General features: G+C 51.7%; 17 protein-coding genes. 6 read left to right on the top strand and 11 right to left on the bottom strand.

What is annotated here, in order from left to right; translation table 11 throughout:
* The first annotated feature begins 9 nt into the window (after positions 1-9).
* Positions 10-1,428, top strand: a complete 1,419-nt coding sequence (gene gltD, locus QUE34_RS19615; RefSeq protein WP_000081680.1) for a glutamate synthase subunit GltD — start codon at positions 10-12, stop codon at positions 1,426-1,428.
* A 183-nt stretch (positions 1,429-1,611) separates the two neighbouring features.
* Positions 1,612-2,739 (top strand): PDDEXK nuclease domain-containing protein, encoded by a 1,128-nt coding sequence (locus QUE34_RS19620; RefSeq protein WP_105282952.1) that lies wholly within the window; start codon positions 1,612-1,614, stop codon positions 2,737-2,739.
* 59 nt (positions 2,740-2,798) lie between these two features.
* On the opposite strand, the gene nanQ is transcribed toward QUE34_RS19620, so the two are convergent.
* From nanQ to nanR, 6 genes are all read right to left on the bottom strand, one after another.
* Entirely contained in the window at positions 2,799-3,263 is a 465-nt protein-coding gene (gene nanQ, locus QUE34_RS19625; protein ID WP_000979873.1) for an N-acetylneuraminate anomerase, read from the bottom strand.
* A complete protein-coding gene (nanK, locus tag QUE34_RS19630) occupies positions 3,260-4,135 on the bottom strand; it encodes an N-acetylmannosamine kinase (protein WP_001559999.1) in 876 nt (291 codons plus the stop codon). Before nanK ends, nanQ begins: the two co-directional genes overlap by 4 nt.
* Entirely contained in the window at positions 4,132-4,821 is a 690-nt protein-coding gene (locus tag QUE34_RS19635; protein WP_000054239.1) for an N-acetylmannosamine-6-phosphate 2-epimerase, read from the bottom strand. The genes nanK and QUE34_RS19635 overlap by 4 nt, the downstream gene beginning before the upstream one ends.
* A 46-nt stretch (positions 4,822-4,867) precedes the next feature.
* Positions 4,868-6,358: a sialic acid transporter NanT gene (nanT, locus tag QUE34_RS19640; protein WP_032303846.1), complete on the bottom strand. Its 1,491-nt coding sequence runs from the start codon at positions 6,356-6,358 to the stop codon at positions 4,868-4,870.
* Between the two features lie 108 nt (positions 6,359-6,466).
* Positions 6,467-7,360, bottom strand: a complete 894-nt coding sequence (nanA, locus tag QUE34_RS19645) for an N-acetylneuraminate lyase (RefSeq protein WP_032303847.1) — start codon at positions 7,358-7,360, stop codon at positions 6,467-6,469.
* A 121-nt stretch (positions 7,361-7,481) separates the two neighbouring features.
* Positions 7,482-8,273, bottom strand: a complete 792-nt coding sequence (gene nanR, locus QUE34_RS19650; protein WP_000523844.1) for a transcriptional regulator NanR — start codon at positions 8,271-8,273, stop codon at positions 7,482-7,484.
* A 378-nt stretch (positions 8,274-8,651) separates the two neighbouring features.
* Here nanR and dcuC point away from each other — a divergent pair, with 378 nt between their 5' ends.
* On the top strand, positions 8,652-10,019 hold the full coding sequence (gene dcuC, locus QUE34_RS19655; protein WP_103253338.1) for an anaerobic C4-dicarboxylate transporter DcuC: 1,368 nt from the start codon (positions 8,652-8,654) through the stop codon (positions 10,017-10,019).
* Between the two features lie 43 nt (positions 10,020-10,062).
* Here the strand turns inward: dcuC and sspB are convergent, their stop codons facing one another.
* The 5 genes from sspB to zapE all read right to left on the bottom strand — a co-directional run bounded on the left by sspB (position 10,063) and on the right by zapE (position 13,779).
* On the bottom strand, positions 10,063-10,560 hold the full coding sequence (sspB, locus tag QUE34_RS19660) for a ClpXP protease specificity-enhancing factor (RefSeq protein ID WP_000366126.1): 498 nt from the start codon (positions 10,558-10,560) through the stop codon (positions 10,063-10,065).
* Positions 10,561-10,565: 5 nt separating this feature from the next.
* Positions 10,566-11,204 (bottom strand): stringent starvation protein SspA, encoded by a 639-nt coding sequence (gene sspA / locus QUE34_RS19665; protein ID WP_000257293.1) that lies wholly within the window; start codon positions 11,202-11,204, stop codon positions 10,566-10,568.
* A gap of 392 nt (positions 11,205-11,596) precedes the next feature.
* A complete protein-coding gene (gene rpsI, locus QUE34_RS19670; RefSeq protein ID WP_000829818.1) occupies positions 11,597-11,989 on the bottom strand; it encodes a 30S ribosomal protein S9 in 393 nt (130 codons plus the stop codon).
* A gap of 15 nt (positions 11,990-12,004) precedes the next feature.
* Positions 12,005-12,433, bottom strand: coding sequence for a 50S ribosomal protein L13 (gene rplM, locus QUE34_RS19675; RefSeq protein ID WP_000847559.1), 429 nt, complete (start codon positions 12,431-12,433; stop codon positions 12,005-12,007).
* Between the two features lie 218 nt (positions 12,434-12,651).
* A complete protein-coding gene (zapE, locus tag QUE34_RS19680; protein WP_001192355.1) occupies positions 12,652-13,779 on the bottom strand; it encodes a cell division protein ZapE in 1,128 nt (375 codons plus the stop codon).
* A gap of 193 nt (positions 13,780-13,972) precedes the next feature.
* On the opposite strand from zapE, the gene zapG reads away from it, so the two are divergent.
* From zapG to degS, 3 genes are all read left to right on the top strand, one after another.
* Complete coding sequence (zapG, locus tag QUE34_RS19685; RefSeq protein WP_001295270.1) at positions 13,973-14,371, top strand: Z-ring associated protein ZapG; 399 nt, start codon at positions 13,973-13,975, stop codon at positions 14,369-14,371.
* Positions 14,372-14,524: 153 nt separating this feature from the next.
* Positions 14,525-15,892 carry a serine endoprotease DegQ gene (gene degQ / locus QUE34_RS19690; protein ID WP_001316675.1) on the top strand — a complete coding sequence of 456 codons (1,368 nt, stop codon included), beginning with the start codon at positions 14,525-14,527 and terminating at the stop codon, positions 15,890-15,892.
* A gap of 89 nt (positions 15,893-15,981) precedes the next feature.
* Positions 15,982-17,049: an outer membrane-stress sensor serine endopeptidase DegS gene (degS, locus tag QUE34_RS19695; RefSeq protein WP_000497723.1), complete on the top strand. Its 1,068-nt coding sequence runs from the start codon at positions 15,982-15,984 to the stop codon at positions 17,047-17,049.
* Positions 17,050-17,107 lie beyond the last annotated feature (58 nt).

Here is a 17,107-nt window from a genome sequence, read left to right on the forward strand (position 1 = left end):
GTAGCAACAATGAGTCAGAATGTTTATCAATTTATCGACCTGCAGCGCGTTGATCCGCCAAAGAAACCGCTGAAGATCCGCAAAATTGAGTTTGTTGAAATTTACGAGCCGTTTTCCGAAGGCCAGGCCAAAGCGCAGGCTGACCGCTGCCTATCGTGCGGCAACCCATACTGCGAGTGGAAATGCCCGGTACACAACTACATCCCGAACTGGCTGAAGCTCGCCAACGAGGGGCGTATTTTTGAAGCGGCAGAACTGTCGCATCAGACCAATACCCTGCCGGAAGTTTGCGGACGTGTCTGCCCGCAAGACCGTCTGTGCGAAGGTTCCTGCACCCTGAACGATGAGTTTGGTGCGGTGACCATCGGCAACATTGAGCGTTATATCAATGATAAAGCGTTCGAAATGGGCTGGCGTCCGGATATGTCTGGCGTGAAACAGACCGGTAAAAAAGTGGCGATTATCGGTGCAGGCCCGGCGGGTCTGGCGTGTGCGGATGTCCTGACGCGCAACGGCGTAAAAGCGGTCGTCTTCGACCGTCACCCGGAAATTGGCGGCCTGCTAACCTTCGGTATTCCGGCTTTCAAGCTGGAAAAAGAGGTAATGACGCGCCGCCGTGAAATCTTCACCGGCATGGGTATTGAATTCAAACTCAATACCGAAGTGGGCCGCGACGTGCAGCTGGACGATCTGCTGAGTGATTACGATGCGGTGTTCCTTGGCGTCGGGACTTATCAGTCAATGCGCGGCGGACTGGAAAACGAAGACGCCGATGGCGTGTACGCAGCGCTGCCGTTCCTTATCGCCAACACCAAACAGTTAATGGGCTTTGGTGAAACCCGCGAAGAACCGTTCGTCAGCATGGAAGGCAAACGCGTGGTGGTACTTGGCGGTGGCGATACCGCGATGGACTGCGTGCGTACTTCCGTGCGCCAGGGGGCAAAGCACGTTACCTGTGCCTATCGTCGTGATGAAGAGAACATGCCGGGTTCCCGCCGCGAAGTGAAAAACGCGCGGGAAGAAGGTGTTGAGTTCAAATTCAACGTCCAGCCACTGGGTATTGAAGTGAACGGCAACGGCAAAGTCAGCGGCGTGAAAATGGTGCGCACAGAAATGGGCGAACCGGATGCCAAAGGCCGTCGCCGCGCAGAGATCGTGGCAGGATCCGAACATATCGTTCCGGCAGATGCGGTGATCATGGCGTTTGGTTTCCGCCCACACAGCATGGAATGGCTGGCGAAACACAGCGTCGAGCTGGATTCGCAAGGTCGCATCATCGCCCCAGAAGGCAACGACAATGCCTTCCAGACCAGTAACCCGAAAATCTTTGCTGGTGGCGATATTGTCCGTGGTTCCGATCTGGTGGTGACCGCTATTGCCGAAGGTCGTAAAGCGGCAGATGGGATTATGAACTGGTTGGAAGTTTAAGCTCTGTCCCAGCGCCGCCTCCTCAGAAAAGAGTCGGCGCTGAAATTCTCCTTTCTTTCTGGAAAGCGCCTCGCATAATCTTAAGAAAACCAATGTAATACGCACATCTGGATTGTTACCGGCAGATGCCCGGCGTATAGCTGATTCCATTATTCAACACTGCGCCATATAAAGGGAAAGATAATGGAATCGCTCTCAGAAGGAACCACAGCAGGCTACCAGCAAATCCACGACGGCATTATTCATCTGGTCGATAGCGCCCGAACGGAAACGGTACGTAGCGTTAACGCGCTGATGACCGCGACATACTGGGAAATTGGCCGACGGATTGTCGAATTTGAACAAGGTGGTGAGGCCAGAGCTGCGTATGGTGCGCAGCTAATCAAGCGACTATCAAAGGATTTAAGTCTAAGGTATAAGCGTGGGTTCTCTGCAAAAAACTTACGCCAAATGAGGCTTTTTTACCTCTTTTTTCAACATGTTGAAATTCGCCAGACAGTGTCTGGCGAATTAACACCATTGGGAATTCCGCAGACACCGTCTGCAGAATTCCCATCGGCAAAGATTTGGCAGACGCTGTCTGCCAAATCCTTCCCACTGCCCTGGTCCACCTACGTCCGTCTACTTTCCGTTAAAAACGCTGACGCCCGCAGCTTTTATGAAAAAGAGGCGCTCCGCTGTGGTTGGTCTGTCCGCCAGCTAGAGCGGCAAATTGCGACCCAATTTTATGAGCGGACACTACTGTCATATGACAAATCAGCCATGCTGCAACAACACGCCCCTGCCGAGACGCATATTCTTCCGCAACAGGCGATACGCGATCCCTTTGTGCTCGAATTTTTGGAATTGAAAGATGAATACTCAGAATCCGATTTTGAGGAGGCGCTGATCAACCACCTGATGGATTTCATGCTGGAACTTGGGGATGATTTTGCCTTTGTTGGTCGGCAGCGAAGGTTACGCATTGATGACAACTGGTTTCGTGTCGATCTGCTGTTTTTCCACCGCCGTTTACGCTGCCTGCTAATCGTCGATCTAAAAGTGGGCAAATTCAGCTATAGCGATGCCGGACAGATGAATATGTATCTCAACTACGCCAAAGAGCACTGGACACTACCGGATGAAAATCCGCCCATCGGTCTGGTTCTCTGTGCAGAGAAAGGAGCCGGCGAAGCGCATTATGCACTGGCTGGTTTGCCTAACACCGTTCTGGCGAGCGAATATAAGATGCAACTACCTGATGAAAAACGACTCGCGGATGAACTCGTTCGAACACAGGCGGTGCTAGAGGAAGACTATAGACGCCGTTAATTTCAGCGGTTTCGAATTCTGCAGACAGTGTCTGCAGAATCTTTAAAACGAACTAAGTTTTAAGCCATTAAATCAGCCTTAACCTTCACCACAACCTTTTTAATCTCATCAGGTTCGCCGACAACGCATCCTGGTTTATGCGGTTCTCCCGGCATAAACACGGCGAACATTCCCGGTTTTAAGATGATGGCTTGCTCGTTCTCAATGGCGCTGCAAAGCTGGTAATCATCTTCATGGTGGAACTCTTCACACTGACGCGCAGTGCCTGCCATGCCAAACAGGATCCGTTCCTCACCGTTTAATAACAGCTGGATATCAATGTATTGCTCGTGCAGCTCCGCTTTTTTCTCAACGGGCGATTGAGTGTTAAACGTCATGACATTCATAAAGATATTGTCGCCCTGTAATTCGTAACGACCCGGTGCTTTTTCTTGCGGCCTGGCGGCTAAGGCTAGTGTTAACGCGTCCTGTAACGCAGGATGCAATCCGGCAGACGGTAATGACTGTACTTCACCCATCATCATAATTTTTCTCCCTGGGCCAACAGCGCAGCCCCAAGTAAACCTGCATCGTGGCGGTAGTGCGCCGCCAGTAAATCAACATGAAATGCCGCTGGCTCCTGCGCCAGATACGTTTCCACCAACGCCAGATACCCTTCTGCCAGACCAACGCTGCCACCGACCACTACGCACTGACAATCAGTTGTGGCTTTAATATCAGCGATCAGCCTTGCCAGCACATGTGCGGAGCGGTGAATCAGTTGCTGCGCCTGCTCATCGCCCTGCCCGGCGTGCGTGAAAATAGTTTTCGCATTCGCACCAGCCAACTCCCCTTGCGCTGCCGCCGCAATGCCGCGACCAGAAGCAATCGCCTCCACGCAACCTGTGCGTCCACAGCCGCAGACTGGACCATGCGGATCGGCAAGCGTATGCCCGATGTGCCCCGCCAGACCTCCAGGGCCGGTAAGCAGTTTGCCGCCGCTCACTACACCGCCGCCGACGCCAGTGGAAACAGTGATAAACACCATCTCAGTTATATCGCCTTCCAGCGCCTGATACTCTGCCCATGCTGCGGCCTGCGCGTCGTTAATGGCAATGGTCGGCAAATCGGTAAGCTGCTCCAGTGTTTTGACTAACGGAAAGTGTAGCAATCCACCGAGATTATGCGGATTTAGCGCCAATAAGCTGCCGTCGCGAATAATTCCGGTTGAAGCGATAGCAACCCTCTGCGCATGAGCTTGCAACGGAGAGACTAATGCGGATAAGGCATCACGCAAGGCTTCTGGTGTCTGGCTGGCTGGCGTAGGAAGTTCACGACGATCGCGGATCTGCCCGTCAGCGCCAATCAGCGCGGCGGCAAGTTTAGTACCGCCGATATCAATCGCCAGTGTGGTCATAGCACCGCCTTTTTCATCGCTGTGTTGTACCACTGGCAAATGTGTTCAAGACGTGTGATAGCAGAACCGACCGTCACCGCCCATGCGCCGTGGCGCATCGCATCCGCCGCCTGAGCAGGCGTGTTGTAACGCCCTTCGGCAATCACCCGACATCCGGCGTCGCTCAACGTTTTCACCAGCGCCAGATCCGGCTCTTCTGGCGTTTCAGGTGTGGTATAGCCAGAAAGCGTAGTGCCAATAATTTCGGCTCCCAGCTTTTGGCATGCCAGGCCGTCTTCCGGCGTTGAGCAGTCGGTCATCGCCAGTAAACCGTGATGGTGGATACGTGCCAGTAGCGTTTCAACAGGCACCGGACGCGGTCGGTCGGTGCCGTCAATCGCGATGATATCCGCGCCTGCCTGCGCCAGCGCATCGACATCTTCAATATATGCCGTGATGCGTACCGGAGAATCCTCCAGATCGCGTTTGACAATCCCGATAATTGGCACGCTCACCACCGCACGCGTGGCTTGCAGATTTGCCACACCTTCAATACGAATGGCAACCGCTCCCGCCTGCTCTGCCGCTAATGCCATGGCGGCGACGATTTCAGGTTTATCGAGTGGGCTGTCCGGAACCGGCTGGCAGGAGACAATCAGGCCACCGTTAGCAGCGATTTTTTGATCCAGTTGTGCAAGTAACGACATACATCTTCCCTTAGCGAAAGGCCCGGTAGAAGACCGGGCAACAGGATTAACTTTTGGTTTTGACTAAATCGTTTTTAGCGCTGCCAAACGGCACGGCACCGCTAAATGGTTTGCCGTCGATAGCGTCATGAGTACGCAACGCTTCCGGGCGCAACCAACGCTGAACGCGAGAAGGCATATCCAGCCCAATCAGCAGGATCACCACGAACGTCAGGCTAAACGAAAGCGATGCCAGCGCAGTACCCAGATCCAGACGTTGAGCGATCAACGCGCCGAGGATTGGGGCCAGTGCGCCGCCCAATGCGCCAACGTTGTAGGTAAAGCCCAGGCCCGCTGCACGCTGGTCGGTATCGAAATAACCGCCAATCAGTTTCGGTAAGATCCCGGCGATCCCTTGTCCAAGCATTTGCTGGAAGAACAGTAACAAACCGAGCACCCAGACGTTTGCGCCACCAATCGCAAATACCGGAATAATCAGCAGTTGCGAGGCCAGCAGGCTACAAACGTACGCTTTGCGGGTTCCCAGCCAGTCACCGAGGAAGCCGCCGACACAGCAACCCACAGCCGCCCCAAAGCCACTAAAGAACAGCACATTGGCGACAGTATGCGGGTCATAAGCAAGATCGGTTTTCAGATACGTTGGCAGCAGTGCCTGAATCGGCCATGAGTAGAGGAAAGCAAATAACACAACCACCATCAGCATTACGCCCGTTGGCCAGCGTTTGCCCGTACTCTGAACCATAAAGCTGATAAAGATTGCGGCACATAACAGCCCGAGAACAGCGACGATTGCGGCATTTTGCAGGTTACCAGCGAAGCAGAACCACAGCGCAGTGGCCGCCGCCAGCGTCATTACGATATTGGCAATGCGATGTTCACCACGGTAAAGAATGTCTACCATCGTGCGTACTGGTGCTTTACCTGCGTGTTTCTCTTTCCAGTCTTCCGCTTCCGGAATGTTTTTACGCAGCCAGAGAGCAAAGATGATTGGCAAAATGCCGATAAAGAACAGCGCTCGCCAGCCCCAGACCGGAACCACCAGGCTGTAGACCTGAGCGGCAACGACGGCACCCACCGAGAAGCCGGAAATCAGAAAGCCACTGGCTTTGTTACGCAGATGTTTTGGCCAGCTTTCAATGACATAGGTGGCGCTGGAGCCGTATTCTCCCGCCATCCCCATGCCGATGACCAGACGAGCAATAAACATGGTGATGTAGCCTGGCGCAAAGCCGCAGGCCAGCGTCCCGGCCGAGAAGAGAACGATACTGGTAACCATTGCCAGACGACGCCCGTAGCGGTCGCCCATAGCGCCAAGCATCAGGCCGCCGAACCAGCGAGAGATAAAGGCTGCGGAGATCAGACTTGCCGCCTGTACCGTCGTCAGCCCGAATTCACCTTGTACTTCGGTGAGTACCAGGGCGATTAAAACGAAATCAAAACCGTCAAGCAGATATCCCAACCAGGCAGCGGAAAATGCGCGCCATTGTGCGCGGTTGAGATGGCGATACCACGGGATATTCTGGGTTGTAGTACTCATTGTGAGTCTCCCGCGGTGGGCGATGCCCACACGCTTTGGTATAAAAATTGTAGGGTACAGATGCGTTTATTTCCCCTCACCCGGTAGGGGCGAGCGAGGGGAAACAACTCACCCGCGCTCTTGCATCAACTGCTGGGCTAGCGCCTTCAGTTCTGGCAGATATTTTTCATCGACCGGACCAAACGGTTTGCGGCACAGCGGCACAGAAACGACATCCATATAGTGCAGGACCGTTTTCAGGCCGCGGAATACGCCCGTTTTGATCAGTAAATCAATGACTTTATTACATTCGGTTTGCAGCTTCTGCGCGGTCTGGATATCGCCTTCTTTCAGCGCCTTCACGATACCCTGATAACGCCAGCCCATGATGTTGTAAGTACTGCCGATACCACCATCAGCGCCCGCCAACAAACCAGAAGCAAAGATTTCGTCGTAACCGTTATAGAGCACCAGATCCGGATGTTCACGACGGATCTGCTCCATCTGATAGAGATCGCCAGAGGTCTGTTTCAGCGCGCCGACACCAGGCAACTTAACCAGAGTGTTAATCTGATCCAGGGTCAGTTTAACGCCGCTTAACGCCGGAATGTTGTACACCACCATCGGCAAACCATCCGCCGAATCAATAATTGCCCGATAGTGATCGCAGTGTTCTTCAAAGCTGAAAGGATAGTAGAACGGCGTGACAGCGGAGACGGCATCGAAGCCATAACGTTTAGCCGATGCCGCAAGTTGTTGGCTTTCAGCAGTGCTGACGCAACCGACGTGGGCGATGAGTTTAATCTTGCCTTTCGCCTCTTCGGCGACGATTTCCAGTACCTGTTCACGCTCGGAAAGGCTTTGTACAAAGGCTTCGCCGGTAGAACCACCCACGTATAAACCGTCGATGCCCTGCTGAATATTGAACTGAACCAGGCGACGCAGACTCGCTTTATCCAGTGCTTGTTGTTGATCAAAAGGAGTCAGGAGTGCGGCCATTACGCCACGTAAATTCGTTGCCATAAATACCTCTGAAGTGATGCTTGTCTGATAAACGATATACCTTTATACCTGTTATACCAGATCAATTAAGCAACACCCCATACAGAAAGCTTATAATGCGATCTGCTTCACTAAAGTGGCATTATTTCTTTTTGTTGGTGGTCTGACCGAAGGCGTGCCAGGTAGCAGAGACGCTGTTGAGATGCGATTGCAACGCGCGATCGGCTTCGTCAGGATCATGACGACGGATCGCGTCAACGATCGCAATATGCTGTTGATAGCTAACGTTGTTATGCTCATGCAGAGCCTGATCAGCTACCGTTGGGCGCGCGGCGATCAGCCAATCGAGCAGGGCAACATGGATCGCCATGAAGATTGGGTTACCGGGGATCTCCGCCAGCACGCGGTGGAAATCAACGTCTGAACGAATGAATGCCGCGTTGTTATCAAGCGACTGACTGTTGATTTCCAGTGCTTTTGCCAGCAAATCGATTTGCTCATCGGTGGCGTGTTCAGCCGCATAGCGCACCAGGCTGGATTCAAAGAACAGACGTAATTGTTCGAAATGGGCAATTCCGCCAGGATGAGAAAGGAAATCTTTCGCCATGCCGGAAAGCTCGCCGATGATGGTGTCCGCTGAAGGACGCGAGACGCGGGCACGTTCGCCGTTGTTTATTTGCACCAGACCTTTGCGTTTTAACGCTGCCAGCGCTTCGCGCACAGAAGGACGCCCGACGTTAAAGAACGCCATCAGTTCGCGTTCAGACGGTAATTGTTCACCTTCGCCAAATTCACGGCGGCGGATCATCTGTTCCAGCTCTTCTTCCACCATTTCGGAGAGTTTCTTACGCGCCAGCGGGCGGCTACGCAAGTTGCGACCAATTGCAGGTGAAGAATCTTCGGTTTGCGAATCAAATGCGTTCATAAGGCCCATTCTGTAAGGTCAGTGTGATTAACATCATCAGTGACATCCTATCACAGGATTGAAAGTAGGGGGAAATGGCGGTTTTTTCTCTTTGTGTCTCATTATTATCATAATTAACGTAATAATTAACTATTGCGAAAATTAGTGTAACGCCGATAAAACATCCTGAATGAATTATTCATAAGACTATTCACAAGCATTATGAATATTACGAATATGTTCTTACAAAATAATCATAAATGCATATTTTATAATGAAAAATTGCCTCATCCAGAATTAAAAAATACGACACCAACACCATAAATAGCCTTGCAAAAAATATAACATCACTGTTTTCAATCTGCCGTTTATGGGATTGACCGTTTTCTTTTGACACGGAGTTCAACAATGTTCGGCATAATTATATCTGTCATCGTATTAATGACGATGGGCTATTTGATCCTGAAAAACTACAAACCTCAAGTGGTGCTGGCTGCCGCAGGTATCTTCCTGATGATGTGCGGTGTCTGGTTAGGGTTCGGTGGAGTACTCGATCCCACCCAAAGCAGCGGCTACTTGATCGTCGATATTTATAATGAAATCCTGCGCATGCTGTCCAACCGCATTGCCGGGTTAGGGTTGTCGATTATGGCGGTGGGCGGGTATGCCCGCTACATGGAGCGCATAGGAGCCAGTCGGGCGATGGTGAGCTTGTTAAGCCGCCCGTTAAAACTCATTCGCTCGCCGTATATTATTCTGTCGGCAACTTACGTCATCGGCCAAATCATGGCGCAGTTTATTACCAGCGCCTCCGGTCTGGGTATGTTGCTGATGGTCACCTTATTTCCGACACTGGTGAGTCTGGGAGTAAGTCGACTCTCTGCGGTGGCAGTTATCGCAACCACGATGTCCATTGAGTGGGGGATTCTGGAAACGAACTCTATTTTTGCGGCCCAGGTGGCAGGAATGAAAATTGCCACTTACTTCTTCCACTACCAGCTTCCGGTCGCCTCTTGCGTCATTATCTCGGTAGCGATCTCTCACTTTTTCGTGCAACGCGCTTTTGACAAAAAAGATAAAAATATCAATCACGAGCAGGCGGAGCAAAAAGCTCTCGATAATGTCCCACCGCTTTATTACGCCATTTTACCGGTGATGCCGTTAATCCTGATGCTCGGCTCGCTGTTCCTCGCCCACGCTGGACTGATGCAGTCAGAACTGCATCTGGTGGTGGTGATGTTACTGAGTTTGACGGTGACGATGTTTGTTGAGTTTTTCCGCAAGCATAATTTGCGCGAAACAATGGACGATGTGCAGGCGTTTTTTGACGGCATGGGTACGCAGTTTGCCAACGTGGTAACGCTGGTGGTCGCGGGTGAAATATTTGCGAAGGGCTTAACGACAATTGGCACTGTCGATGCGGTTATCAGGGGTGCGGAGCATTCTGGTCTGGGCGGTATTGGCGTGATGATTATTATGGCGCTGGTCATTGCCATTTGTGCCATTGTGATGGGCTCAGGCAATGCGCCATTTATGTCATTTGCCAGTCTTATTCCGAATATCGCAGCCGGACTACATGTACCTGCGGTTGTAATGATTATGCCGATGCATTTTGCCACGACGCTAGCGCGCGCTGTTTCGCCGATTACTGCGGTGGTGGTCGTTACATCAGGAATTGCAGGTGTTTCGCCTTTTGCAGTGGTGAAGCGGACAGCGATCCCCATGGCAGTCGGTTTCGTGGTGAATATGATTGCCACAATCACGCTATTTTATTAAGCGATAAAGAAGACAAAACAGGCCGCCAGGGCCTGTTTTCATTTTACTTCACAACGCGTAATGCCGGTCGACCACCGCGTGGTGGCTGCGGTGGTTCATCGTCAGGATGAGTGTCATCATCGTGATCTGGCTTGTCGCCATCAATAACCGACATAACGGTTTCGTTGTCTGCCGATGCCTCTTCATCATTCATGATGCTGGCATCTTCATCGTAGGCAGCTTCAGGTTCAAACATCGTGCCTGCGCCATTTTCACGGGCGTAGATAGCCAGCACGGCAGCCAGCGGCACAGAAACCTGACGCGGAATGCCACCAAAGCGCGCGTTAAAGCGCACCTCATCATTCGCCAGTTCCAGATTGCCGACAGCACGCGGCGCAATGTTGAGTACGATTTGCCCGTCACGCGCATATTCCATAGGAACCTGCACGCCAGGGAGCGTCACATCCACCACCAGGTGCGGCGTGAGCTGGTTATCCAGCAACCACTCATAGAATGCACGCAGCAGATAGGGACGACGTGGTGTTAGCTGTGACAAATCCATACAGATTAACTCCGGCCCAGACGCATTTCACGTTCAGCTTCAGTTAAAGAAGCAAGGAAAGAGTCACGTTCAAAGACGCGGGTCATATAGCCTTTCAGCTCTTTCGCACCCGGGCCGCTGAACTCGATGCCCAGTTGCGGCAGACGCCACAGCAGCGGAGCAAGGTAGCAATCGACCAGGCTGAACTCATCGCTCAGGAAGTACGGCTTCTGACCGAAGACCGGCGCAATCGCCAGCAGTTCTTCGCGCAGTTGCTTACGTGCGGCATCTGCTTCAGAAGCTGAACCGTTGATGATGGTGTTCATCAGCGTGTACCAGTCTTTTTCGATGCGATGCATGTACAGACGGCTTTCACCGCGAGCTACCGGGTAAACAGGCATCAGTGGCGGATGCGGGAAACGCTCATCCAGATATTCCATAATGATGCGAGATTCCCACAGGGTCAGCTCACGATCCACCAGGGTCGGAACGCTCTGATTCGGGTTGAGGTCAATCAGATCCTGAGGCGGATTGTCCTTTTCCACGTGTTCGATCTCGAAACTTACACCTTTCTCAGCCAGCACAATGCGGACCTGATGGCTATAGATGTCAGTAGGACCGGAAAACAGCGTCATTACCGAACGTTTGTTGGCAGCGACAGCCATGAAAACCTCCAGGTATAGTCAGAATTTTTACTGCTACCAGCCACCAGGTGGCCAGTCAGAAGTTGTGTTACCCAGTAAGGAACGACTCTCTTTGTTCGAAAATCAAACAAAAAATGAGCAATACCCGACATTTGGGCAGAAAATTGGATGATAGTTTACCAGATTTTGTGACCTTTGTGGTGAGTCGATGCCGGAAATGGGGAAAAAGAGATGCGCTTTAGTCTGAAATGGTTGACTTAGTCCCTTATCGGCGATGTGGTTTTTGTTTTCTGTCTGTCAGGCGATAGCAAAAATCAACATTCCTTTTTTTACGCTGATTCAGATTTTAGCCATAAAAAAACCCGCCGAAGCGGGTTTTTTCGCAAATTGTTTTCTGCCGGAGCAGAAGCCAATTAACGTTTGGAGAACTGCGGACGACGACGTGCTTTACGCAGACCGACTTTCTTACGTTCAACCTGACGAGCGTCACGAGTAACGAAGCCAGCTTTACGCAGTTCAGAACGCAGGGACTCGTCGTATTCCATCAGAGCGCGGGTGATACCGTGACGGATCGCACCAGCCTGACCAGAGATACCACCACCTTTAACAGTGATGTACAGGTCCAGTTTCTCAACCATGTCGACCAGTTCCAGCGGCTGACGAACTACCATGCGGGCAGTTTCACGACCGAAGTACTGTTCCAGAGAACGTTGGTTGATTACGATTTTACCGTTGCCCGGTTTGATGAAAACGCGAGCTGCGGAACTTTTGCGGCGACCAGTGCCGTAGTATTGATTTTCAGCCATTGCCTATAATCCCGATTAGATGTCAAGAACTTGCGGTTGCTGTGCCGCGTGGTTGTGCTCGTTACCCGCGTAAACTTTCAGTTTACGGAACATAGCACGACCCAGCGGGCCTTTTGGCAACATGCCTTTAACCGCGATTTCAATCACACGCTCAGGACGGCGAGCAATCATCTCTTCAAAGGTCGCTTGTTTGATACCACCGATGTGGCCGGTGTGGTGATAGTACACTTTGTCAGTACGCTTGTTGCCGGTTACAGCAACTTTGTCAGCGTTCAGAACGATGATGTAATCACCGGTATCTACGTGCGGAGTGTATTCCGCTTTGTGCTTACCGCGCAGGCGACGAGCCAGTTCAGTAGCCAGACGGCCCAGAGTTTTACCGGTCGCGTCAACAACATACCAGTCGCGTTTTACGGTTTCTGGTTTAGCTGTAAAAGTTTTCATTAAAAGCTTACCCAATAAATAGTTACACGTTGGTGAACACCCAAACGTCTTCAATTGTTGAGGTTCACACGACAAAGTCCGGCAAACCTACCCCTTCGAATAGCCTATGCCAGCACACAAAAAGTTTTGGGAAAAAAACTTTCTTGTAACGTGGGGTCGCAGGATTATAGAGAAGTCGGGGTCAAAGATCGACCCCTTTTTGTGATTTGTGGCAGGTTTTAACCCGCTAAATGCTCGCGCTTCAGATACTCTTCGCTTTGCATCTCTTGCAGACGTGACAGGCAACGCTGGAACTCAAACTTCAGCCGATCGCCCTGATAAATTTCATACAGCGGCACTTCTGCACTCACCACTAATTTGACATGGCGCTCGTAAAACTCATCCACCAGCGCAATAAAGCGCCGCGCTTCGCTCTCCATCAACCGCGTCATAACTGGTACATCAAACAACATGACCGTGTGAAAGAGGCGTGAGAGCGCAATATAGTCATGCTGACTACGGGCGTCGACGCACAGCGTAGTAAAAGAGACCGCCAGCGTCTGGTTCTCGACGCCCATTGTCGCCAATGGCCGATGGTTGATTTCTAACGTCGGTGAATTTTCTCGTTTCGCCCCCGCCAGCGCCAACCATAGTTTGTCCATTTGCGTCCGGGTTTCATCGTTGAGTGGCGAAAGCCACAGGTGCGCCTGAGTGAGCGTACGCAGTCGATAATCAACACCGGCGTCCACGTTCATTACATCACAATGCTGTTTAATGGCATCGATTGCAGGCAAAAAACGCGCACGTTGCAGGCCATTTCGATAAAGTTCGTCCGGCGGAATATTTGACGTCGCTACCAGGGTAATACCGCGGGCGAACAGGGCTTTCATCAGGCCGCCAAGTAGCATGGCATCGGTAATATCAGAAACAAAAAATTCGTCAAAACAGAGCACGTCAGTTTCTGCTTTAAAGCGATCGGCAATAATTTCCAGCGGATCGGTCTGCCCCTGCAAAGCAGTTAGCTCTTCATGTACCCGCAGCATAAAACGGTGAAAGTGCAGACGCTGTTTCCGCTCTCCCGGCAGGCTTTGATAGAAAAGGTCCATCAGCCAGGTTTTCCCGCGTCCTACCCCGCCCCACATATATAAGCCACGCACTGGCGTATGCTGTGTGTCTTCGCGTTTACCCCACAGCTTACCGACCCGCGCCATTAGCCCACTCGTCCTGGGGGCTGGAGGCGTGCTATTGATGAGTTCCTGATAAATAATTTCCAGGCGGCTGACGGCCTCTTTTTGAACGTCGTCGGGTTGATGGCTGCCTTCATTGAGCGCCTTCAGGTATTGCGATGTTGGGGTAACGCTTTGCATGATCTTATTGTTATTCCTTGAATAATCGGTGCGCCGTTGTTCACGGTTGACGAAAAAAAGGCCGTTCTACACTACGGGATATGGAGTCGGGATTCCACTTCTGTGGAATTAACGGTTATAGTGGCATAATCAGCCGCAGGCATGGAGCCTGAAGCCAACACCCTACGGAAACAAAAGACAACGGGAGATGTTCATGACCTGGGAATATGCGCTAATTGGGTTAGTCGTCGGCATCATTATTGGTGCTGTGGCCATGCGTTTTGGTAATCGTAAACTACGCCAGCAACAGGCGTTGCAGTACGAACTGGAAAAGAATAAAGCTGAACTGGACGAGTATCGCGAAGAGCTGGTTAGCCACTTTGCCCGCAGCGCGGAATTACTGGATACCATGGCGCACGACTATCGCCAGCTGTATCAACACATGGCGAAAAGCTCCAGCAGCCTGCTGCCGGAACTGTCTGCTGAAGCAAACCCGTTCCGTAATCGTCTGGCAGAGTCTGAAGCCAGCAACGATCAGGCGCCGGTGCAAATGCCACGCGACTATTCTGAAGGCGCGTCAGGCCTGCTGCGTACTGGCGCGAAGCGCGACTAATTTATTTTTCGGGCGCAGCCATTGCGCCCTCCTCTTCTTTCCCTCCCCGACTATCATTTAATCTGGTGTCTCATTGTTAGCCGTCTGAAAATTCAATAACATCAAACTGTTTTGAATCTCTTTTCTTATCATTCAGGTACGAGAGCAGGAATAATGAAAAAACAAACCCAGCTGTTGAGTGCATTAGCGTTAAGTGTCGGGTTAACTCTCTCGGCGTCATTTCAGGCCGTTGCGTCGATTCCAGGCCAGGTTGCCGATCAGGCCCCTCTCCCCAGTCTGGCCCCAATGCTGGAAAAAGTGCTTCCGGCAGTGGTGAGCGTACGAGTGGAAGGAACGGCCAGTCAGGGACAGAAAATCCCGGAAGAATTCAAAAAGTTTTTTGGTGATGATTTACCGGATCAACCTGCACAACCTTTCGAAGGTTTAGGCTCCGGTGTCATCATCAACGCCAGTAAAGGCTATGTTCTGACCAACAACCATGTGATTAATCAGGCACAGAAAATCAGTATTCAACTCAATGATGGGCGCGAGTTTGATGCAAAACTGATTGGTAGCGATGACCAAAGCGATATCGCCCTTTTGCAAATTCAAAACCCGAGTAAATTAACGCAAATCGCCATTGCCGACTCAGACAAACTGCGCGTCGGTGATTTTGCCGTGGCAGTCGGTAACCCATTTGGCCTTGGGCAAACCGCCACCTCTGGCATTGTTTCCGCATTAGGCCGCAGCGGATTGAATCTTGAAGGTCTTGAAAACTTTATCCAGACAGATGCTTCCATTAACCGCGGTAACTCCGGCGGTGCACTGTTAAACCTTAACGGTGAGTTAATTGGCATCAACACTGCAATCCTTGCGCCTGGCGGTGGGAGCGTCGGGATTGGATTTGCCATCCCCAGTAATATGGCGCGAACACTGGCGCAGCAGCTTATCGACTTTGGTGAAATCAAACGCGGTCTGTTAGGCATCAAAGGCACCGAGATGAGTGCCGATATCGCCAAAGCCTTCAACCTTGACGTGCAGCGTGGCGCGTTTGTCAGCGAAGTGTTGCCAGGTTCTGGCTCGGCAAAAGCGGGCATCAAAGCGGGCGATATTATTACCAGCCTCAACGGCAAACCGCTGAATAGCTTTGCTGAGTTGCGCTCTCGTATCGCAACCACCGAGCCGGGCACGAAAGTAAAGCTCGGCCTGCTGCGTAATGGCAAACCACTGGAAGTAGAAGTGACGCTCGATACCAGTACCTCTTCGTCGGCCAGTGCTGAAATGATCACGCCAGCGCTGGAAGGTGCAACGTTGAGCGATGGTCAGCTAAAAGATGGCGGCAAAGGTATTAAGATCGATGAGGTTGTCAAAGGAAGCCCAGCTGCTCAGGCAGGCTTGCAAAAAGACGATGTGATCATTGGCGTCAACCGCGATCGGGTGAACTCGATTGCTGAAATGCGTAAAGTGCTGGCGGCAAAACCGGCCATCATCGCCCTGCAAATTGTACGCGGCAATGAAAGCATCTATTTGCTGATGCGTTAATGTCGTAAACCGGGCATCAGGCTGACGTGTGATGTCCGGTTAACTCGTGGTATGCTGCTGCCGTTCCCTTTTTTAATGACGCCTCCATCATGTTTGTGAAGCTCTTACGTTCCGTTGCGATTGGATTAATTGTCGGCGCTATTCTGCTGGTTGCCATGCCTTCGCTGCGCAGCCTTAACCCGCTTTCCACTCCGCAATTTGACAGTACCGATGAGACGCCTGCCAGCTATAATCTGGCGGTTCGCCGCGCCGCGCCAGCGGTGGTTAACGTTTACAACCGTGGTTTGAACACCAACTCTCACAACCAGCTTGAGATCCGCACCCTGGGATCCGGTGTAATCATGGATCAACGCGGTTATATCATCACCAATAAACACGTCATCAACGACGCCGATCAGATCATCGTCGCCTTACAAGATGGACGTGTATTTGAAGCATTACTGGTGGGATCTGACTCTCTAACCGATCTGGCGGTACTTAAAATTAATGCCACTGGCGGTTTACCTACCATTCCAATCAATGCACGTCGCGTACCGCACATCGGCGATGTGGTACTGGCGATCGGTAACCCGTACAACCTCGGGCAGACCATTACCCAGGGGATTATTAGTGCCACGGGTCGAATCGGTCTTAATCCGACCGGGCGGCAAAACTTCCTGCAAACCGATGCTTCCATTAACCACGGTAACTCTGGCGGCGCGCTGGTGAACTCGCTGGGCGAACTGATGGGCATTAACACGCTGTCGTTTGATAAGAGTAACGATGGCGAAACGCCGGAAGGTATCGGCTTTGCGATTCCTTTCCAGTTAGCAACCAAAATTATGGATAAGCTGATCCGCGATGGTCGCGTGATCCGCGGCTACATTGGTATCGGCGGACGTGAGATCGCACCACTGCATGCGCAGGGCGGTGGCATAGATCAACTGCAAGGTATCGTAGTTAATGAAGTGTCGCCTGACGGCCCGGCGGCGAATGCGGGTATACAGGTCAATGATTTGATTATTTCGGTGGATAACAAACCGGCCATCTCTGCTCTGGAGACGATGGATCAGGTGGCGGAAATTCGCCCTGGCTCGGTGATCCCGGTTGTAGTGATGCGTGATGATAAGCAGTTAACGCTGCAGGTCACCATTCAGGAATATCCGGCAACCAATTAAGGCCAACGTGAAAGACAAAAAACCGGAGTCTGTGCTCCGGTTTTTTATTATCCGCTAA

It is taken from the genome of Escherichia sp. KS167_9B (assembly GCF_030295215.1).
Classification (GTDB): domain Bacteria; phylum Pseudomonadota; class Gammaproteobacteria; order Enterobacterales; family Enterobacteriaceae; genus Escherichia; species Escherichia coli_F.

Bases quoted from the DNA above. Each gene is read 5' to 3' on its own strand.
- gltD (WP_000081680.1), top strand. From the start codon at position 10: ATGAGTCAGAATGTTTATCAATTTATCGACCTGCAGCGCGTTGATCCG.
- QUE34_RS19620 (WP_105282952.1), top strand. From the start codon at position 1,612: ATGGAATCGCTCTCAGAAGGAACCACAGCAGGCTACCAGCAAATCCAC.
- nanQ (WP_000979873.1), bottom strand. From the start codon at position 3,263: ATGATGATGGGTGAAGTACAGTCATTACCGTCTGCCGGATTGCATCCT.
- nanK (WP_001559999.1), bottom strand. From the start codon at position 4,135: ATGACCACACTGGCGATTGATATCGGCGGTACTAAACTTGCCGCCGCG.
- QUE34_RS19635 (WP_000054239.1), bottom strand. From the start codon at position 4,821: ATGTCGTTACTTGCACAACTGGATCAAAAAATCGCTGCTAACGGTGGC.
- nanT (WP_032303846.1), bottom strand. From the start codon at position 6,358: ATGAGTACTACAACCCAGAATATCCCGTGGTATCGCCATCTCAACCGC.
- nanA (WP_032303847.1), bottom strand. From the start codon at position 7,360: ATGGCAACGAATTTACGTGGCGTAATGGCCGCACTCCTGACTCCTTTT.
- nanR (WP_000523844.1), bottom strand. From the start codon at position 8,273: ATGGGCCTTATGAACGCATTTGATTCGCAAACCGAAGATTCTTCACCT.
- dcuC (WP_103253338.1), top strand. From the start codon at position 8,652: ATGTTCGGCATAATTATATCTGTCATCGTATTAATGACGATGGGCTAT.
- sspB (WP_000366126.1), bottom strand. From the start codon at position 10,560: ATGGATTTGTCACAGCTAACACCACGTCGTCCCTATCTGCTGCGTGCA.
- sspA (WP_000257293.1), bottom strand. From the start codon at position 11,204: ATGGCTGTCGCTGCCAACAAACGTTCGGTAATGACGCTGTTTTCCGGT.
- rpsI (WP_000829818.1), bottom strand. From the start codon at position 11,989: ATGGCTGAAAATCAATACTACGGCACTGGTCGCCGCAAAAGTTCCGCA.
- rplM (WP_000847559.1), bottom strand. From the start codon at position 12,433: ATGAAAACTTTTACAGCTAAACCAGAAACCGTAAAACGCGACTGGTAT.
- zapE (WP_001192355.1), bottom strand. From the start codon at position 13,779: ATGCAAAGCGTTACCCCAACATCGCAATACCTGAAGGCGCTCAATGAA.
- zapG (WP_001295270.1), top strand. From the start codon at position 13,973: ATGACCTGGGAATATGCGCTAATTGGGTTAGTCGTCGGCATCATTATT.
- degQ (WP_001316675.1), top strand. From the start codon at position 14,525: ATGAAAAAACAAACCCAGCTGTTGAGTGCATTAGCGTTAAGTGTCGGG.
- degS (WP_000497723.1), top strand. From the start codon at position 15,982: ATGTTTGTGAAGCTCTTACGTTCCGTTGCGATTGGATTAATTGTCGGC.